The organism is Streptomyces odontomachi (assembly GCF_024435355.1).
GTDB classification, from domain to species: Bacteria; Actinomycetota; Actinomycetes; order Streptomycetales; family Streptomycetaceae; genus Streptomyces; species Streptomyces odontomachi.
Genome location: NZ_JAMJWG010000012.1, coordinates 284,605 through 303,004 on the forward strand (window position 1 = coordinate 284,605; position 18,400 = coordinate 303,004).

Annotated in this window: 13 protein-coding genes; 5 read left to right on the forward strand and 8 right to left on the reverse strand. The window is 72.0% G+C overall.

Annotation, left to right across the window (positions count from 1 at the left end; translation table 11 throughout):
* Nucleotides 1–368 precede the first annotated feature (368 nt).
* The 3 genes from NQO67_RS24670 to NQO67_RS24680 form a co-directional block, all read right to left on the reverse strand.
* The gene (locus tag NQO67_RS24670) at nt 369–1,313 is read right to left on the reverse strand and encodes a carbohydrate ABC transporter permease (RefSeq protein WP_255952399.1); all 945 of its coding nucleotides are present in this window, start codon (nt 1,311–1,313) and stop codon (nt 369–371) included.
* Nucleotides 1,313–2,209, reverse strand: coding sequence for a carbohydrate ABC transporter permease (locus NQO67_RS24675; RefSeq protein WP_255952400.1), 897 nt, complete (start codon nt 2,207–2,209; stop codon nt 1,313–1,315). The genes NQO67_RS24670 and NQO67_RS24675 overlap by 1 nt, the downstream gene beginning before the upstream one ends.
* Nucleotides 2,210–2,527: 318 nt before the next feature.
* Entirely contained in the window at nt 2,528–3,328 is an 801-nt protein-coding gene (locus tag NQO67_RS24680; RefSeq protein ID WP_255952401.1) for a TioE family transcriptional regulator, read from the reverse strand.
* A gap of 69 nt (nt 3,329–3,397) precedes the next feature.
* Here NQO67_RS24680 and NQO67_RS24685 point away from each other — a divergent pair, with 69 nt between their 5' ends.
* The gene (locus tag NQO67_RS24685) at nt 3,398–4,609 is read left to right on the forward strand and encodes an erythromycin esterase family protein (protein WP_255952402.1); all 1,212 of its coding nucleotides are present in this window, start codon (nt 3,398–3,400) and stop codon (nt 4,607–4,609) included.
* 114 nt (nt 4,610–4,723) lie between these two features.
* Here the strand turns inward: NQO67_RS24685 and NQO67_RS24690 are convergent, their stop codons facing one another.
* Both NQO67_RS24690 and NQO67_RS24695 read right to left on the reverse strand, forming a co-directional pair.
* Nucleotides 4,724–5,539 (reverse strand): S1 family peptidase, encoded by an 816-nt coding sequence (locus NQO67_RS24690; RefSeq protein WP_255952403.1) that lies wholly within the window; start codon nt 5,537–5,539, stop codon nt 4,724–4,726.
* 564 nt (nt 5,540–6,103) lie between these two features.
* Entirely contained in the window at nt 6,104–7,945 is a 1,842-nt protein-coding gene (locus NQO67_RS24695; protein ID WP_255952449.1) for an alpha-L-fucosidase, read from the reverse strand.
* A gap of 261 nt (nt 7,946–8,206) precedes the next feature.
* On the opposite strand from NQO67_RS24695, the gene NQO67_RS24700 reads away from it, so the two are divergent.
* The 3 genes from NQO67_RS24700 to NQO67_RS24710 all read left to right on the forward strand — a co-directional run bounded on the left by NQO67_RS24700 (nt 8,207) and on the right by NQO67_RS24710 (nt 12,171).
* On the forward strand, nt 8,207–9,163 hold the full coding sequence (locus NQO67_RS24700) for a MurR/RpiR family transcriptional regulator (protein ID WP_255952404.1): 957 nt from the start codon (nt 8,207–8,209) through the stop codon (nt 9,161–9,163).
* Nucleotides 9,160–9,960: a sugar isomerase domain-containing protein gene (locus tag NQO67_RS24705; RefSeq protein ID WP_255952405.1), complete on the forward strand. Its 801-nt coding sequence runs from the start codon at nt 9,160–9,162 to the stop codon at nt 9,958–9,960. The genes NQO67_RS24700 and NQO67_RS24705 overlap by 4 nt, the downstream gene beginning before the upstream one ends.
* Before the next feature lie 126 nt (nt 9,961–10,086).
* Nucleotides 10,087–12,171, forward strand: coding sequence for a family 20 glycosylhydrolase (locus NQO67_RS24710; protein WP_255952406.1), 2,085 nt, complete (start codon nt 10,087–10,089; stop codon nt 12,169–12,171).
* 477 nt (nt 12,172–12,648) lie between these two features.
* Here NQO67_RS24710 and NQO67_RS24715 read toward each other — a convergent pair whose 3' ends face one another.
* On the reverse strand, nt 12,649–13,668 hold the full coding sequence (locus tag NQO67_RS24715) for an N-acetylglucosamine kinase (protein ID WP_255952407.1): 1,020 nt from the start codon (nt 13,666–13,668) through the stop codon (nt 12,649–12,651).
* A 7-nt stretch (nt 13,669–13,675) separates the two neighbouring features.
* Nucleotides 13,676–15,232, reverse strand: coding sequence for a glycoside hydrolase family 43 protein (locus NQO67_RS24720; RefSeq protein WP_255952408.1), 1,557 nt, complete (start codon nt 15,230–15,232; stop codon nt 13,676–13,678).
* Nucleotides 15,233–15,893: 661 nt separating this feature from the next.
* On the opposite strand from NQO67_RS24720, the gene NQO67_RS24725 reads away from it, so the two are divergent.
* On the forward strand, nt 15,894–17,447 hold the full coding sequence (locus tag NQO67_RS24725; protein WP_255952409.1) for an alpha-L-arabinofuranosidase B: 1,554 nt from the start codon (nt 15,894–15,896) through the stop codon (nt 17,445–17,447).
* Between the two features lie 114 nt (nt 17,448–17,561).
* On the opposite strand, the gene NQO67_RS24730 is transcribed toward NQO67_RS24725, so the two are convergent.
* Nucleotides 17,562–18,380, reverse strand: coding sequence for an FHA domain-containing protein (locus NQO67_RS24730; protein ID WP_255952410.1), 819 nt, complete (start codon nt 18,378–18,380; stop codon nt 17,562–17,564).
* Nucleotides 18,381–18,400 lie beyond the last annotated feature (20 nt).

Here is an 18,400-nt window from a genome sequence, read left to right on the forward strand (position 1 = left end):
GTCGGTGTGTGGCGGCGGGAAGGATACTTCAGCGGACTGACAACGCAGCCGTGGCTCCGGACGCCACCGGCGCCGACCTGCACCTCATGGCCGGCCCGGGCCTGAGTGCGCACGGCGCGCCCGCCGCGGCCGGCCACGCCACCCGCCGGTCACGCCGTCCGCCGGCAACCGCGCGTCGTACGCCGGCAACCGCGCGTCGTAGGGCTGTGGAAAGGCGTGCCCCAGCGCATGGAAAGGCGTCCCCAGCGCCTTCCGGCTCACCCCGGGAGGGGAAGGGGCGTGCACCGGCGCAGGGGGCAGCGGCCCGCCGCGTAGGCGGCCGGGGTGATGCGCTGATCTGGCGCGGGGGCGCCGGGACGCCCGAGGAGCTACCCCTTGCGACCCTGCGTGGCGATGCCGTCGATGATGTACCGCTGGCCCATCGCGAACAGCACCACCATGGGAAGGGTGACCAGCAGGGCCGCCATCATCACCCACTGGTAGTCGCCCTGGCCGCCCGCCGTCGGGCTGAACTGCGTCATGGCGTACGAGATGCCGAGCGGCACCGTGAAGTCGTCCGGGTTGGCGAAGTTCAGGTAGATCAGCGGGGCCTGGAGATTGCTCCAGCTCGCCTGGAACTCGAAGAGGAAGACGATGATCAGGGACGGCACCGACAGGGGTAGGCAGATTCTGCGGTAGAGGCCGAAATAGCCGCAGCCGTCCAGCCGGGCCGCTTCGAAGGTGTCCCGGGGCAGGCCCATGAAGAACTGCCTGAGCAGGAAGATGTAGAAGGCCGAGCCGAAGAGGTTCTGGCCCCACAGCGGCACGGTCGTGCCGATGGCGCCGAGCGACTGCCAGACCAGGAAGTTCGGGACGAGGGTGACCGCGCCCGGCAGCATCATCGTGCCCAGCAGCAGGGCGAACAGGGTGCGTTTGAAGGGAAAGCGGAAATACGCGAAACCGAAGGCGACCAGCGAACTCGATATCGTCACGAATCCGGCCGCAAGTACCGCGATGTAGAGGCTGTTGAACAGCCAGTGCTGCACCGGCAGCTTGTCCCAGACGTCGACGAAGTTCGCGAAGGTGAGGTGGTCCGGTATGAGCTTGTTGTCGAACACCTCGCCGCGTGGCTTGAGGGAGGCCGCCAGCAGCCAGGCGAACGGGTAGAGGAAGAGGATCGCGAAGCCGATCAGCAGGAGCCAGCACAGCACCTGGCCGGCACCGGGCCAGCGCAGCCGCCGCGGCCGGTGCTGCCGGGGCTCCGCCGGGCGCTCCGCGGATCGCGGGCGGTCGACGGGCGCGGGCTCGGTGACCATCACGTCGGCGCTGCCCATCAGTCGTTCCCGCCCTCGTAGTAGACGAACCTGTTGCCCAGCGTGAACTGGAGCGAGGTGATGACCAGGATGATCAGGAACAGCAGCCAGGCCATCGCGGCGGCGAACCCCATGCTGAATTCCTGGAAGGCCTGCTGGAAGAGGTACACGCCGTAGAACAGCGCGGACTCCGGTGCGAGATTCGTGGCGTCCCGGAAGAAGAGCAGATATGCCTGGTCGAAGATCTGGAGCGCGGCGATGGTGAGCACCACCACGCAGAAGAACAGCGGCCCCGAGATCATCGGCACCGTCACCTGGAAGAACCGCCGCACCGGTCCCGCACCGTCGATGGCCGCCGCCTCGTAGAGGTCGGTGGGCACCTGTTTCAACGCGGCCAGCAGGATCACCACGGTCCCGCTCACGCCCCAGAGCGTCATCACGACGACGGAAGGCTTGATCCAGGCGGGGTCCACCAGCCACTGCGGGCCGTCGATGCCCACGAACGACAGTGCCTTGTTGATGGCGCCCGTATTACCGTTCAGGAGGATGAGGAAGACCGAAGCGGTGGCCACGGTCGGTGTCATCTTCGGCAGGTAGAACAATGTGCGGAAGACGCCGGAGCCCCTTTTCACGCGATGCAGGAGTCCGGCGAGGAACAGCGCCAGGCAGATTTCCAGCGGAACGGCCATGATGGCGTAAAAGAGCGTGTTCCCGAGGGAAGTGGCGATCTTCGGGTCCTCCAGCAGACGCCGGTAGTTCTGCAGTCCGACGGATTCGCCTGCGCCGGTGGCGACGTCGTAATCGGTCGTCGACACATAGAGGCTGTAGAGCATCGATCCCACGGTGAAGAGCAGGAATCCGATGATCCACGGCGATATGAACAGGAGCCCCGCGCGGGCTTCCCGGCGGCTGTTCACAGTGGACCACCGGCCACGCCTCGGTCGGCCTCCTGACCGACCGGGACGCAGGGTCGAAGGTGCTGTCACGTCACGGCTCCCAACTCGTTGAACCACGCCCGCAGGCAAGAATGTGGGATCGATGCCACAGTCGTGGTGGCCGGGACTATAGGACACGGTGGTGGAGGCCACAAGGGATGCGGCGAGGAGCCGGAGGCGGGGCCGGCGGAGGTGTCGCTCAACGCACCGTCGGCGAGGGGGGGTTGGGTCCCGCCGGTGGGTTCGGGCACCGCCGTGGCGACCACGGCACCGCCACCGGCAGCCGGCGGGTACGTCTCATCAGCGTTCGCCGAGGTACGCCGCCAGCTCGGCGGCCCCGCCCAGCATCGCCCGCCCGCGTGCGGACAGCCGGTCGCGCCAGTCCCGCAGGGTGGCTTCCAGTGGTTCGAGACCGCCGGCGGACCGCACCTGGGCGATGACCGGTGCGATGTGCTCCAGCAGGTAGCCGCCCCGCCTGAGTTGGTGGGTCAGCCGGGCGTCCCGTACGTCGGACTCGTCGTAGACGCGGTATCCGGTCCGCGGGTCGCGGCGCGGGCGCACCAGGCCGGCGCGCTCCCAGGTGCGCAGCGTCGCGGGCCGGATGCCGAGCCGTGCCGCCAACGGCCCGATGAACGTGCCGCCGGGCGCGGACACCGCGGCCGGCCCGGACCCCGCACCCGGCTCGGCCCCCGTCCCGGTCTCGGTCTCCGTCCCGGTCTCGGTCTCCGTCCCGGTCTCGGGCGCCGTCGTGGGCTCCAGGTCGCGCAGGGCCCGCTCCACGGCCTGGAGGGTCCGCCGGTCGTCGAGGAGTTGGGCGTGGCTCTCGTCGATGAGCCGGAACGCCTCGTCGACGGCGCCCCGGTGCACGGCCCGCATGATCGACGTCGCCGTCTGGTGGCCGTGTCCGGGCACCAGGGCGAGGAACGCGCGCAGCGCCCCCGCGTGCAGCGGCGTGTAGGTGCGGTAGCCGTGGGGGGTGCGGTCGGCGGCCGGAAGGATGCCGGCCGCCTCGTAGTTCCTGACCGCCTGCGTGGAAAGACCGTGCCCGCGTGCCAGATCGACCGGCCGGAGCCGCGCACCGCTTTGAAGGTTTCTCCCCATGAATGCCCCGTGCGCCTGCCGTTGTCGCGGAAAAGTTTCAACCGGATCTTCAACGATACCGTTGACGGCATGGTTACTGACATCAGGGACACCATGCATGCCGTCGAGGCGGCCGTGGTCATGAGGTTGCTCCCGGCCCGGCCCCGGCTGCTCGCCCTGGGCGAGCCGACGCACGGCGAGGACACGCTGCTCGACCTGCGCAACGACCTGTTCCGGCAACTCGTCGAGCAGGAGGGGTACCGGACGATCGCGATCGAGAGCGACTGCGTGAGGGGCCTGCTCGTGGACGACTACGTCACCTCGGGCACGGGCACCTTCGAGGACGTCATGGAGCGCGGCTTCAGCCACCCGGACCTCGGACTCGGGGCGTCCGCGGCCAACCGTGAACTCGTGCGCTGGATGCGCGCCCACAACGACGGCCGGCCCGCGTCCGAGCGGGTCCGCTTCGCCGGTTTCGACGGCCCGCTGGAGATCACCGGCGCCGCGAGCCCCCGGCAGGCCCTCACCGGGCTCCACCACTACCTTTCGACCTGGGTGGACGCGGACCTGCTGCCCTGCACCGCGGAGACGCTGGACCGGCTGCTCGGCGCCGACGACCGGTGGAGCGATCCGGCCGCGATGATGGACCCGGCCCAGTCCGTGGGGCGGTCGGCCGAGGCCGGCCGGCTGCGGCTGCTCGCCGACGATCTGGTGGCGCTGTTCGACGAGCAGACGCCGCACCTGCTCGCTTCGGCCCCGCGGGACGCCTGGGACCGGGCGCGCCTGTACGGGCGCACCGCCACCGGCCTGCTGCGCTACCACTCCTGGATGGCCGACACCTCGCCGGCCCGCATGACCCGGCTGGTGGCCCTGCGGGACCGGATGATGGCCGACAACCTCCTCGCCCTCGCCGAACGGGGCCCGGCGCTCGTCCACGCCCACAACTCCCATCTCCAGCGCGACAAGAGCACGATGCGGATGTGGCAGGGCGCGGTGCAGTGGTGGAGCGCCGGTGCGCTGGTCAGCGCCCATCTCGACGAGGGGTACGCGTTCGTGGCCACGGCCCTCGGCACGATCCGGCACCGGGGAGTGGACACGCCGCCGCCGGACACGCTCGAAGGGCTCCTGTACGCGCTCCCGGAGGACCGCTACGTCATCGACGCGCCCCGGCTGGCCGGCGCCCTCGGCGACACCCGGCCCGCACCCCGCGAATCCCCCTGGTTCGGCTACGCCCCGCTCGATCCGGCCCACCTGGCGGACAGCGACGGGATCGTCTTCGTCAAGGACGTCGCACGGAGCTGATCCCGACGGACGCGAGGCAGCCGTGGACAGGGGCGCCCCCGTGGATCAGGGGCGCCCCGGGTGCCGGTCAGCCGGCCGGAACGGTGCGGTGGGGTGGGGTGCGGTGGGGACCCGTCACCCGCCGAGCGACGACGCCGCCGCGTCGATCGCCGAGGCGAAGGTGCTCACCTGGCTGTACACGCCGGGGTAGCCGGGCTCCGCGCAGCCGTTGCCCCAGCTCACGATGCCGACCTCGATCCAGGCCCCGTTGCCGTCCTTGCGGAACATCGGGCCGCCCGAGTCGCCCTGGCAGGTGTCGACGCCGCCGGTCGAGAGGTAGCCGGCGCAGATCTCGTCGCTCGGGATCAGGTCACCGGAGTACGCGTCGTTGCAGGTGGCGTCGTCTACGTAGGGCACGGTGGCCTTCTGGAGGTAGCGCTGCTGCGGACCGTTCTCGTACGTCGAGCCCCATCCGGAGATGGTGAACGTGCCGCTGTCGTACGCGGTGGAGTGCGCGATCGGCAGCGTGGCCAGGCCGGTGACCTTCTGGGACAGGCGTATCAGCGCCCAGTCCTTGCCGTAGCCGTCGTACCCGGGCGCCTGGTAGACGTAGTTGGACTTGACCTTGATCGCGCTGCTGCTCTGGAGGTCGACCACGCCGAGGGTGGCGGTGATGCCGGTGTTGGAGCCGGTCCCGTCGACGCAGTGCGCCGCGGTCAGCACCAGGTCGGACGAGTACAGGGCGCCGCCGCAGCCCATGGACAGGCGGACCATGAAGGGGAATTCGCCCTGGGCGGCCCGGGTGCCGCCGACGACGGCGGGGCCGGGGGTCGGGTCGGCGCTCTGGGCGTGGGCGGGCGCCGGCAGGATGAAGGCAGCCAGGACGACCGCCAGGACGGCCATGGGTCTCTTCCAGGCGGTCAGCAGCCACTTCAGGACATGGGTCTGCATGGGGGGTTCCTTCCTGTCGAGCCGTCCCGCCAGGTATTGGCAGGGGCACGACAAATGAGACCGTGACGTGGCCCGCTCGGAGCGATGCATCAGTGGTGCGCCGTGGACGCGGTCACGCGCCATGGCCTGCGGGGTACGCCCCGCACGGGTCACGCCGGGTCGGTGGGAGCCGGTCAGGCGGTGACGGCGTACGCCACGCGCTTGCCGGCGGTGGGGGAAGAACGCGCCGTACTCGTCGCCGAGGCCGCGATCCGCCGTGCTCCGACGGTCCTCGGGACACGCGTCCCCGAAGGGTCCGCGATGAGGCGAGTATGTGGAGAGGGCCGGTTCCTGACAAGAGGGCCTCGGGTGTCCAGGCCGGTCGTCGCGCATCATCACCGGTCAGCGCAGGTCACCGCCGATCAACGCGCGTCACCGCCGGCCGGCGCGGGGAGCCCCGGGGAAGCCCTCTGCGCCGGCCGGCGCACGCCCCGGCCTCAGCCCGTCATCCCGTATCCCGTCCTCCGTACCTCATCCTCCGTACCTCATCCTCCGTATCCCGTCCCTCCGTGTCCCGTCGCTCCGTCACCCCGCCGTCCGGTACAGCCCCACCGTCGCCAGGTGCGGCGTGGCGCGGGCCGCTTCGATGTGCACCCGGATGCGGGTGGTCGTCACGGGGGACGGCAGGACCAGGAGGCGTTCGTGGCCGATGGTGGTACCGGCGCCGGCCGCGGTCCACCGGGCGCCGTCCCAGACGTCCACGGAGAAGCGTTCGACGTGCTGGCCGCGGGTGATGTCCTCACCGAGGGCCAGCTGGTCGAACGTGGTGGGGTGCGGCAGCGTGAGCGTCAGGGTGCCGGTGTCCGCGCCGCCCGGTGGCGACCAGCCCGTGTGCAGGTCGTCGTCGGCCAGCGCGCGGGGGGCGGTGAGCAGGTTGCTGCCGTAGGTGTCGCGGATGGTGGTGCCGAAGGAGGTCAGCGCCGCCAGGTCGGCGTCGGCTATCCGGCCGTCGGTGCCCGGCGGCACGTTCAGCAGCATGACCGCGTTGCGGCCCACGGACTGCTGGTACTTGGTGACCAGGGTGGCCGGGGACTGCGGCGACTCGTCGGGGTGGTAGAACCAGCCGGGCCGTATCGAGGAGTCGGCCTCGGCCGGGAACCACTGGAGGTAGCGCACGTCGGGACCGGTGAGCACGGTGCGCGAGCCGATGTCCTCGGCCTGCGGACCGCCCGGGATCAGGCCCTCGTTGTGCGCCGTGGCGGGGTCGGCGGTCGCCGGGACCACGCTCCACTCGCCGGTGCGGGCCACCCCCGACTCGTTGCCGACCCAGCGGGTGCCCTGCGGCCCGGCGAAGACCACGGTGTCCGGGGACAGCGACCTGATCAGCTTGAACCAGGTGGTGAAGTCGTAGGGCTCGCTGACGCCGGTGCCCGCCCACGGGTTGGCGCCGTCCAGCCACAGCTCGTCGATGGGGCCGTACTGGGTGAACAGCTCGTAGAGCTGGTTGAGGTAGTAGGTGTTGTAGTCGTCCTCGGTGACCTCGAAGCTCGGCAGGGCGCCGCTGGCCACCCGTGCCGCCCGGTCGTCACCGGGCACGAGGGTCGGGATGGTGCGGGGCACGGCCTTGCTCTCGTTGCCGTACCGGCCGCTGCCCGCGGGTGGCGCGGGCGCGTCCTGGAGGGTGGCCACCTCGGCGATGGAGCGCTGGGCGGGCGGCTTGGCCTGGATCGCCGGGATGTAGGTGTCCCGGTGCCAGGCGTGCGGCAGTTCGGCGCCGTCCGTCGGCGACAGGTACACGCCGACGCGCAGCCCGGCTTCGCGGGCGGCGCGCACATAGCTGCCGAGGATGTCGCCGTCCGGGTTCCGGCAGCCGGTGTCACGCACCTGCCAGTACGCCGACGGGTCGGTGTCCCGGCGCTGTTCGGCGGCCGTGCGGGCGGCGGAGGACGCGTCGTCCGAGGGGCAGCCGTGGATCCACCAGGGGCTCGCGACCACCGAGTGGTCGGTGTAGCGGGTCGGGTAGAGCACGAAGCCGTCGTGGTGCTTGGCAGTGAAGATCACTTCCTTCGCACCCATCGCCCGGTATGCCCGCATCCACTGCGTGACCTCGGCCGACGGCGGATCGAAGCGGTCCTCGTCCTCCATGCCGGAGCCCCACTCCCGGTCGGTGAAGGTGTTCATCCCGAAGTGCGTGAACGCGATCACCTTGCGCTGCTGCCAGGCCACCTGCGAGGCCCGTGGCACGATCTTCGCCGCCTTCTCGACGATCCGGTCCGGGCTGTCGCACGGCTCGACGGGCAGGACGGAGGCGGGTTGGACGGGTGTCCGGCACGGGTCCGCGGCGGCTTGGGCGGGGGCGGTGGGGGCAGCCCCGGCGCTCGCAGGTGGCAGGAGCGCCACCACGGCGAGCGCGGCGGCCGCGGCCAGTACCCGGCGCGCGGACGCGGTACCGCGCCGGTGCCGGCTTTCCGGCTGCGGGCAGGACACTGCTGGCTGACGCGGTTTCACGGGATGCGGCTTCATCGGATTCGGCTTCCCCGGTGCGGCTTCGTGGGATACGGCTTCGCTGGTGCGGCTTCGTGGGATACGGCTTCGTCGACGTGAGCCGGTGTCCGGCCAACCTTGACAGCGCTTCGAGCCGATGAGAATAGTTACCGCATCGGAAGATGGAAAGAGGTAAATATTTTCATGGCCACGGGAGGGCTCATCCCCCGGCTGCGCGCCCTGCGTCCGGAGTTGAGCGGGGCCGCCGGCCGGGTCGCCGACCGCCTGCTCGCCGATCCGGCGGGCGCGGCCGCGCTGACCATCCAGGAACTGGCCGCCGCCGCCCGCACCTCGACGTCGACGGTGACCCGGGTGTGCCGCCGGGCCGGCGTGGACGGGTATGCGGAACTGCGCATCGGGCTGGCCACCGAGTCGGGTCGGGAGGCCGGCGACGCCTGGCGTGCCGACCTGGGCGAGGACATCGACGTGGCCGACCCGCTGGAGCGGGTGCTCGCGGTGATCGCGAAACGTGACGCCGCCGCGTTGTACGACACCGTCGCCGGTCTGGACACCACCGCGCTGGAAGCCGCCTGCGACGCGCTGGCCACGGCGCGCCGGGTGGACCTGTACGGCGTCGGCGGCAGCGCCCTCGTGGCCACCGAGCTGCAACTGCGGCTGCACCGCATCGGCTGTGCCGTGTGGGCCTGGCCCGAAGTGCACTCGGCGCTCACCAGCGCGAGCCAACTCGGCCCGCAGGACGTGGCCGTCGGCATCTCCCACACCGGCGAGACCGCCGAGACCTGCCGCCCGCTGGCGGTGGCCGGCGACCGCGGCGCCACCACCATCGCGCTCACCAACGCGCCCGGCTCCACGCTGGCCAGGGGCGCCGGCACGGTACTCACCACGTCGGTGCGCTCCGTCAGCCTCCGGCCGGACTTCCTGGCCGCCCGCCACTCCCAGCTGATCGTGCTCGACGCGCTCTACATGGGCGTGGCGCAACGGACCTACGACCGCACCGTCGAGGCCCTGGAGACCACCGCGGCGACCATCGCGGACCACCGCAGGACCTACCCGGCCAAACGCGCCGCCCGCGGCACCGGCGGCACCGGCAAGAAGCGGAACGCCGACCCCACCCCCCATGGAGAGGAACCCCCTCGATGACGTCCCAGCCTTCAGAAACGTCCGCCGCTCCCGGCACCCCGTCCGGCGCCCCCTCCGGGACCGCCTACTGGGAGAGCGTCTCGCGGGCGCTGCCCGAGACGATCGAGGGGGCGCGGGAGAGCATCGCGCAGGCCGCCGACCTGATGGCCGCGGCGCTGCGGGACAAGGGCGTGATCCAGGTGTTCGGCACCGGCCACTCGCAGGCGCTCGCCATGGAGGTGGCCGGCCGCGCCGGCGGGCTCGTCCCCACCAACCAGCTCTCCCTGCGCGACCGGGTGCTGTTCGGCGGCGAGGACCCCGACGACGCGCTCGACCCGTTCGCCGAGCGGGACCCCGCGGTCGCGGCGAAGGTCCTGGCGCTGGCCGAGATCCGGGATGCGGACATCTTCGTGATCGCCAGCCAGTCCGGCGGCAACGGCGCCATCGTGGAGATGGCCCGGTTGGTCAGGGAACGCGGCCACAAGATCATCGCCGTCACCTCGGTGACCCACTCCTCGCAGATCACCGCACGGCACCCCAGCGGCAAGCGGCTGTTCGAGCTGGCGGACGTGGTGCTGGACAACGGCGCGCCGTTCGGCGACTGCGTGCTCCAGCTCCCGGACGGCACCGGAGTGTGCGCGCTGAGCACCATCACCGGCGCCCTGCTGCTCCAGATGACCCTGGCCGAGACGGTGGCCCGGCTGCTCGCCGCCGCTGTCACCCCGCCGCTCTACCAGTCCGCCAACGTGCCCGGCTCGGACGAGCGCAACGCCCGTCTCGAGGCGGAGTACGCGGGCCGCATCCGCCGGACCGCATGACGACATGACCGCCGGACGGCATCACGGCCTGGCCGCCGAACGGCATGACCGTATGACCGCCTGAGCACCTGACGGGCCCGGACCGTGCGGGCACCGCACCCCCGTACAACGTGAGGAGAACGCCGCATGCGTCACCATCGACCACGGAGACGGTCCCGGCCCGGCCGGCCGGCCGGAGCCCTGCCGGGCCGCCCCGGCCGCCCCGGCCGCGTCTTCCTCACCCTCCCCACCGTCCCCGCCATCCCCGTCCTCCTCGCCCTTCTCGTCCTGCTCGTCCTGCTCGTACCGGCGGGCCTCCCGGCCACCGCCTCCGCGGCCACCGCACCGCCCCGCACGACGTCGGCGGCGGCGTCCTCGGGCACGCCCCAGGTGATCCCCGCCCTCTCCCGGTGGACCCCGCGCCCGGGCACCCTGACCCTGGGCCGGGGCTCCGCCGTGGTCGCCCGGGACCGCGCGCTGCGCGCCGACGCCCGTGCCCTCGCCGACGACCTGGCCACCGGCGCCGGGCTGCGGCCGGCCGTCACCGCCGGCGCTGCGCCGCGCCCCGGTGACGTGGTGCTGCACGTCGACCCGTCCCGCACGGACCTGGGCAGCGAGGGCTACGAGCTCGACGTCGCCGGCACCGCCCGGATCACCGCCGCCACGGAAACGGGCGTCTACTACGGCACCCGTACCGTGCTCCAGATGCTGGCCGGCGGGCGGGCGCTGCCGCACGGCACCGCCGTCGACGTGCCGCGCTACGCCGAGCGGAGCGTCGACGTGTGCGCGTGCTACATCCATGTCTCGCTGGCGTGGTTCGAGCGGCTGATGCGGGACATGGCGTACCTGAAGCTCAACCAGCTCCAGATCGAGGCCAAGGTCGCCAGCGACGTGGACCCGGCGACGAAGTTCTGGGGCTACTACACCAAGGACGAGGTCCGTCAGCTGTCGGCGATGGCCCGCCGGTACCACATCACCCTGGTGCCGGAGATCAACTCCCCCGGGCACTTCGACCCGTACCTGGAGAACCACCCGGAGCTCCAGCTCACCGACGCCGCCGGCACCAGGTCCCCCACCCGCCTGGACATCACCAAGCCGGAGGCGTTCACCTTCTACACCAAGCTGGTCGACGAGGCGCTGGGCGTGTGGGACACGCCGTACTGGCACATGGGCGCCGACGAGTACATGCTCGGCTCCGACTTCGCGAACTACCCGCAGATCGCCGCCTACGCCAAGGCCCGGTACGGCGAACAGGCCACCCCGCAGGACGCGTTCGTCGACTTCGTCAACCGGGTGGACGCGCACGTGCGCGCCGGCGGGCGCACCCTGCGGATCTGGAACGACGGCCTGAGCGGCGCGAACACCGTCCCGGTCGACAAGGACGTGGTGGTCCAGCACTGGCTCACCGAGCCCGAGGAGCAGCCCTCCGACCTGCTCGCCGCCGGCAACACGGTGATGAACTCGGCGTACTCGCTGTACCTGGTGCGCGGCGGCTTCCACATGGACACCGCCCACCTCTACGACAGCGACTGGACACCGCTGGACTTCGAGGGCCAGACCCTGACCGGGGCGCAGCCCGGGGTCGCCGGTGCGCAGGTCTCGATGTGGCCGGACTCGGCCGCCGCCGAGACGGAGAACGAGGTCGAGGCGGACGCGTTCATGCCGCTGCGGTTCCTCGCCCAGGCGACCTGGGGCAGTCCGAAACCGGCCCCCGACTACGCCGGTTTCACCACCCTCGCCCAGCACATCGGGCACGCGCCGGGCTGGCAGAACGTCACCCGGCTCCCGCTCGCCGACGGCACCTATGCGCTCGCCCTCGGCGACGGCGCCACGGACGACCGGCTGACCACCGCGTCCGACGCGGCAGGGGCCACCGCCCGGTTCGCCGCCGACCCGGACGCGACGTGGTGGCTGACGGCCACGGAGGACGGCTACTACCGGCTTCGTGCGGTGCGGGGCGGCACTCCCACCGGGGAGTGCCTGGACGTGGTGGGGGGCAAGCACTATCTCGGTGCGCCCCTGGAGGTGGGCGCGGCCCTCACGCAGGAATCCTGCGCGGACGGCGTCCGCACCCAGCGCTGGCAGGCGATCACCGCCCCCGACGGCGCCGTGCACCTGGTCAACGCCATCTCCCAACTCGGCGTGGCCCGAGGCCCGGACGGCACGGCGATCCAGACGGCGCCGGATGTCCAGCCCGCGGCCGGGTTGCACCCGATCCCGAGGGCCCGGTAGGGGCCCTCGGACGCCGCCAACCCCGGGGTGGCTGCCGCAGGCGCCCGTAGGGGCGCGGGGAACTGCGCGACCAGCCCACCACCGGCCCGGTGGCCCGAACACGACAGAAACAGCCCCACCCGGACGGTGACGACCCGACGGTCTCATCGCGGCCGATCGCGCAGTTCCCCGCGCCCCTAAGCGGATGAGGCCACCGCGCGTCGCCGACGGGCACGAAGTGCCCGTATCAAGGGGCGCAGGGAACTGCCCGACCAGCCCACCACCGGCCCGGTAGCCCGAACACAACAGAAACAGCCCCACCCGGCCGGTGACGACCCAACGGTCCCGTCGGTGCCGATCGCGCAGTTCCCCGCGCCCCTCTAAGTGCGCCGGACGCGCCCACGCGGCGGAGCCGCACAATGTCACAGCCCCGCGCCCCTCCAGGCGCGCCGGACGCGCCCACGCGGCGGAGCCGCACAATGTCACAGCCCCACGCGCCTATCGGGGCGCCGCCAACCGGCGGGCGTACCGGATCGCTCCCAGGGTGCCGTCGGCGACGGGCGTCGGGCGCAGCCCGAGCGGGGCGAGGCGGTCGGTGAGGCGGGGCAGCAGGGGGCCCGCGGGTCCCAGCAATCCCCCGGTGGTCACCAGTGTCTCCCCGGCGACGGGGTGCATCGCCCGGACGGACTCCGCCAGCGCCGCGACCGCGTCGTCAAGGAGGGCGACGGCCACCTCGTCGCCCTCCTCCGCGGCCCGCACCACCAGCGGGCAGAGCCGGGCGAGGGCGACGGGGCCGTTCGTGATCAGGGGTTCCAGCAGGCGGGCCCGGGCCCGTTCGCACTCCAGGCGGTCGGCGGGGCGGGTGGCGACGGGGGTGCCGAACCGGGCGGTGAGCGCGGGCACGAGTGCCGTCCACGGGCCGCGGCCGTCCAGGGCGCGCAGCGCGGCCCGGCCGGCGTGCCGGCCGATCCAGTGCCCGCTGCCGGCGTCGTCGAGCAGCCAGCCGTGCCCGTCGACGGTGGCCACCACCCGCCCGGCGACGAACCGGACGACGGCGCTCCCGGTCCCGGAGAGCGCCAGCAGCCCGTCGGCCGACGTCCCGGGGCCGGAGGCGAAGGCCACTTCCACGTCGCTGCGTACGTCCAGGGGCACGTCTTCGGGCACCCCGAGCCGGTCGAGCGCGATGCGCAGCGCCTTCACCAGCGTGCCGCGTCCCGTGTCGTCGGGCAGCAGCCACGACACCCCCGCGACCCCTGCGGCCACGCCACGCACCCGGGGCGCCGCCCCTGCGGGCAGCGCCTGGGACAGGGCGGCGGTGAGGTGGTCGGCCAGGTCCTGCGGGGGCACGGAGAGGGCGTTGCCGGGCCCGCCCGTGCCCTGGCCCAGCAGGTGCCGGCCGTCGGCTGCGACCGCGCGGGTGCGGGTGCCGCCCGCGTCGATGCCGAGGCAGAGGGCGCCGGCACCCGGCGGCTCGTGGGGTTCGGGGGGTTCAGGCGGTTCGGAGGGTTCGTTCACCATCGGTCGTTCAGGCCCCGCCGTCTCTTGCCGTGTCCCCTGGCCCCGAGACGGTCGTGGGCGCGTAGTCGAACCAGTCGAACGCAGCGCTGCCGTCCGTGACGTACATGCCGATCACCCGGCCGGTGAAGCCGCCGCCGACCTCGGTGGACAGGTAGCGGCCGTCGAGTTCGGCCAGCGGCACGGGGTCGGGCCCGCCGAGGGAGAAGGCGAGGGTGTCCGGGGCGTGGGCGCCGACGCCGAGGGGTTCGCCGGTTGCCTGGTCGGCTGTGGTGACGGTCGGCGGGAGTACGTCGCCGGTGCGGATGTCGAGGGTCAGGGTGAGCGGCCCGGGCGGCACCGGGTGGCGGGCGACGACCTGCCGCAGCGGCCCGATGCGGGCGATCACGCTCGCCTCTCCCCCGTGCACCTCCAGGTCGTAGTGGTGCGCCTCGTCCATGCGCACCGAGAGCCCGCAGCGTGCCGTGCCGGGCTCCAGGCGTACCGCCGCCCGGCAGTCGGGGTGTTGCTGGCGGCGTCCGACGAAGGTGTGGCCGGGGCGGTCGAGGCTGGGCCCGGTGGCGGTGAGCGTCAGCGTGCCCGGCCGCTCGTCCAGGGAGAAGGAGTTCGCCGGGCGGCGGCGTGGCGAGATCCAGTGCGGCGCCAGCTCAGGTCCGTCGAAGTCGTCGCGCTCCGGTGCGGGCGGCAGCGGGTGCCAGGCGGCCGGCGCCGGGTGCCGTTCCTGGACCGGGCCGACCTCGGGCCAGCCGTCCCGCCACTGCACGGGCGTCAGGAACGTTTCGCGGCCCAGTACGTGGTACCGGGGGAAGCCGCCGCGTGGCCGGGTGCCGAGCAGCACCATCCACCAGGTGCCGTCGGGTGCGCTGACGAGGTCGGCGTGGCCGGTGCTCTGGACGGGCAGGTCGGTGCTGCGGTGGGTGAGGATCGGGTTGGCCGGGCAGGACTCGAAGGGGCCGCGCGGGGTGCGGGCGCGGGCGATGGAGACGCCGTGTCCCCGGTCGGTGCCGCCCTCGGCGATCAGCAGGTACCACCACTCGCCGATGCGGTACAGGTGCGGCGCCTCGGGATGCTGGAAACCGGTGCCGGACCAGGACCGGAACGGGCCTTCCAGCACCCGGCCGGACAGCGGGTCGATCCGGGCGGTGCTCACTCCGGCGAGGGTGCACCAGCAGGTGCCGTCCTCGTCCCAGGCGAGGTCCGGGTCGATGCCGGGCAGCCCGAGCGGGATCGGGTCCGACCAGGGTCCCTCGGGCCGTTCGGCGGTGACGATGAAGTTGCCGATGTCGCCCACGGCGGTGGTGATCATGTAGAAGCGGCCGTCGTGGTGACGGATCGTGGGCGCGTAGATGCCGGCGGAGGCCGGCACGTCGTCCGCCAGCTCCAGTTGCCCGGGCCGGTCCAGGACGTTGCCGATCTGCCGCCAGTGCACCAGGTCCCGGCTGTGGAAGAGGGGCACGCCGGGGACGTACTCGAAGCTGGAGCAGACGAGGTAGTAGTCCTCCCCCACCCGGCAGACACTGGGGTCGGGGTGGAACCCGCCGATCACCGGGTTGTCGTACATCCGCATCTGCGACGGTCCTGCCTTTCCTGACATGGCTGTGGTCGCCCCGCCCCGCATGCTCATGAGGCGTGACCCTTCACCCCGACCGGGACCGGATCGAAAGGTTTCGACTACTCGACGGAACGCTACGGGCGTGCACTGTAAGCAGGGCCTTGAGGGGGGTCAAGAGCGTGGAGCTTGGGTCTCGTGACGCGTAAGAACACGTAACCGCCGAGCCGGTGACGGTCAGGCACCAACGGGCGACCCTGGCAACGGCCGAGTCCGGCGAAAATTTCGGTGCCACCGCGCCCTGACGACCCCAGGGTTCGCCGGTCCGACCACGGGGAGCGGGGACGTGCGAAGTTGCGCGGGAGGCATTGACGCCGCCCGCCGCCACCCTTACCGTCAGGTTCGATCTTACGACCAACGTACGACATATCGAACGCGCGGAACGCACCCAGCGCCCGGAACGACACGATCGAGCGCCGATCGGCCACGGCCGCCGCCGCGCACGGACCGTACGACCACCGCGCCCCACCGTTCGGCCTCTTGCTCCACCGGCCGGCAGCACCACGCTTCCCCGCACCGCACCCGGGTGCGCGCCGCGCTGTGACATGCGCATGACCGTTGCCGGGGCGCGCCCGACCGCCCGTACCTCCCCAGTGCACGGAAGGACCGGACACCAGCCATGAGATTCCCCGTACGCCTCACGAAAGTGAGACACGTGCTGCTGTCGATGGGGGCGACGGTCGCCCTCGTCTTCGGCCTGCTGGCCGGCGGCACCGGCACGTCGCAGGCCGCGTCGTCCCTGCCGTGCGACATCTACGCCGCGGCCGGCACCCCCTGCGTGGCCGCGCACAGCACCACGCGCGCACTGTACGCGTCCTTCAACGGCCCCCTCTACCAGCTCAAGCGGGCCGACGGGGCGACGAAGGACGTCGGGGTGCTGTCCACCGGCGGCTACGCCAACGCCGCCACGCAGGACTCCTTCTGCGCCGGCTCGACCTGCATCATCAACGTGATCTACGACCAGTCGTCGCGCAACAACGACCTGCCCATCGAACCGGCCGGCACCGCGGGCCCGGCCAACTCCGGTGTGCCCGCCGACGCGTTGCCGGTGACCGCGGGCGGCCACCAGGTCTACGGGGCGTCGTTCTCCGGAAGGATGGGCTACCGGCATACCGCCGCCTCCGGTGTCGCCGTCAACGGCCAGCCTGAGGGCATGTACATGGTGACGTCGGGCACCCACGTCAACAACCTGTGCTGCTTCGACTACGGCAACGCCGAGGTGAAGATCGCCGACACCGGCAACGGCCACATGGACGCCCTGAACTTCGGCACCGAATGCTGGTTCTCGCCGTGCAGCGGCGCCGGCCCATGGGTCCAGGCGGACCTGGAGAACGGCCTGTTCCAGTCGGACGACGGCTACAGCAAGAACTCGTCGAACACCGGCCGCACGGAGCCGTTCGTCACCGCCCTCCTGAAGAACAACGGCCAGGACCACTTCGCCATCCGGGACGGCAACGCCCAGTCCGGCGGGCTCACCACCGAGTACTCGGGCGGGGAGCCGAACCGCTCGGGCTACTCCCCGATGCAGCAGGAGGGCTCCATCGTCCTCGGCACCGGTGGCGACAACAGCAACGGCTCCATCGGCTCGTTCTTCGAGGGCGTGATGACCAGCGGCGTCCCGTCCGACTCCGCCGACAACCAGGTGCAGTCCAACATCGTCTCGGTGGGCTACGGGGCGGCCAGCCCGGTCGCCGGCGGCACGCTGAACCCGGGCTCGACGATCTCCCTGCGGGCCACCACCAGCGGCTACACCGACCGCTACATCCGCCACCAGTACAACGCGGCGGTCACCTCGGTGGTCTCGTCGAGCAGCTCCTCACTCGACAAGAACGACTCCTCCTGGATCGTGCGCCGCGGCCTCGCGGACTCCTCCTGCGTGTCCTTCGAGTCACGGAACTACCCGGGCGACTTCCTGCGGCACTACGACTACAAGTTGCAGCGGCAGCCGATGGACGGGACGTCGGTCTTCCGGCAGGACGCCACGTTCTGCCCGCAGACCGGCAAGAGCGGCTCGGGCACCTCGTTCGCCTCGTACAACTACCCCGACCGGTTCATCCGCCACTACAACAACACCGTCTACATCGCCTCGAACGGTGGATCGAACGACTTCGACAGCGCCACGTCCTGGGCAGCCGACGTGACCTGGCAGGTCTCCACCCCCTGGACGCCGTAGCCGTAACCAACCTCCCGCCCCGGAACGGCGACGGTGAAAGGCACCGCCCGCGCGGCCACCCGGCCCGCGGGCGGTGTCGCCGTCCGGGCCCATGGGGCGCCGGCCGCCCGGCCGTCAACCCCGCGTCGAGACCCGCCGCAGGGCCGGGTCCAGCAGGATCAGGTCCGCCTTGGTGAGGGTGGTGGTGATGAGCAGATCGCTGATCAGGTTGTGGTTGAGGGCATTGCCCACCGGAGGCGGGACCTCCTCCTCGACGAGGCCGTAGACGCCGTCCCGCTTGCTGAGCCGCTGGCGGACCTTGGTGACGATGTGGGCGGCCTTCTTGCGGCTCCAGCGCTCGTCCGGCCGCAGCTCCTGGAGCTCGTCGGCGACCTGTGCCCAGGTCAGCGGCTGCGGCTGCGGGTCGCCCTGGAGATAGCGCTGGGCGAGGCAGACCAGCACCAGCTTCTCCTGCGGGTCGAGTTCGCGCTCGTCCCCGTCGAACGTCCGCTCCGTGTACACGTCCCCCACGCCACCGGGACCCGCCGCGGGGTGCGCGGAGATCCGCACCTCCAGCAGGTGCTCCTGCCGGGGCGCCACGATGAACAGCGGCGTGTATCCGCTCGTCAGCTCGATCCGGTCCCCGCTGAGCACCAGCCGGGAGCCCGGGAAGCGGATGGGCAGCTTGCCGGTGTTGCGCAGCATCCAGCGCGAGTACTCCCGGGTGATCAGCCCGTGCCGGCGGCTGACGCGGGTGTCGCCGACGCCGACGCAGACGTGCACCTCGGGGGCGTTGCGCCCGAACAGCAGCGGGAAGTCGGCGTCCGGCGCGACGCTCATGCCTCCGTTGGAACCCAGGACGAAGAGGGTGCCGGGCAGTGCCGCGGGGACCCCCTGGCTGAGGCTTCCGATCTCCTTCGGCAACACGCCGACCTTGCTCGCCGTCTGCGTCATCCTGTCCCCCTTCTCCGCGC

What these genes read in the sequence shown, in the direction of transcription:
- NQO67_RS24670 (WP_255952399.1), bottom strand. Translation starts at nt 1,313, where the DNA reads ATGGGCAGCGCCGACGTGATGGTCACCGAGCCCGCGCCCGTCGACCGC.
- NQO67_RS24720 (WP_255952408.1), bottom strand. Translation starts at nt 15,232, where the DNA reads ATGCGGATGTACGACAACCCGGTGATCGGCGGGTTCCACCCCGACCCC.
- NQO67_RS24715 (WP_255952407.1), bottom strand. Translation starts at nt 13,668, where the DNA reads ATGGTGAACGAACCCTCCGAACCGCCTGAACCCCCCGAACCCCACGAG.
- NQO67_RS24690 (WP_255952403.1), bottom strand. Translation starts at nt 5,539, where the DNA reads ATGCAGACCCATGTCCTGAAGTGGCTGCTGACCGCCTGGAAGAGACCC.
- NQO67_RS24680 (WP_255952401.1), bottom strand. Translation starts at nt 3,328, where the DNA reads ATGGGGAGAAACCTTCAAAGCGGTGCGCGGCTCCGGCCGGTCGATCTG.
- NQO67_RS24700 (WP_255952404.1), top strand. Translation starts at nt 8,207, where the DNA reads ATGGCCACGGGAGGGCTCATCCCCCGGCTGCGCGCCCTGCGTCCGGAG.
- NQO67_RS24725 (WP_255952409.1), top strand. Translation starts at nt 15,894, where the DNA reads ATGAGATTCCCCGTACGCCTCACGAAAGTGAGACACGTGCTGCTGTCG.
- NQO67_RS24710 (WP_255952406.1), top strand. Translation starts at nt 10,087, where the DNA reads ATGCGTCACCATCGACCACGGAGACGGTCCCGGCCCGGCCGGCCGGCC.
- NQO67_RS24730 (WP_255952410.1), bottom strand. Translation starts at nt 18,380, where the DNA reads ATGACGCAGACGGCGAGCAAGGTCGGCGTGTTGCCGAAGGAGATCGGA.
- NQO67_RS24685 (WP_255952402.1), top strand. Translation starts at nt 3,398, where the DNA reads ATGGTTACTGACATCAGGGACACCATGCATGCCGTCGAGGCGGCCGTG.
- NQO67_RS24705 (WP_255952405.1), top strand. Translation starts at nt 9,160, where the DNA reads ATGACGTCCCAGCCTTCAGAAACGTCCGCCGCTCCCGGCACCCCGTCC.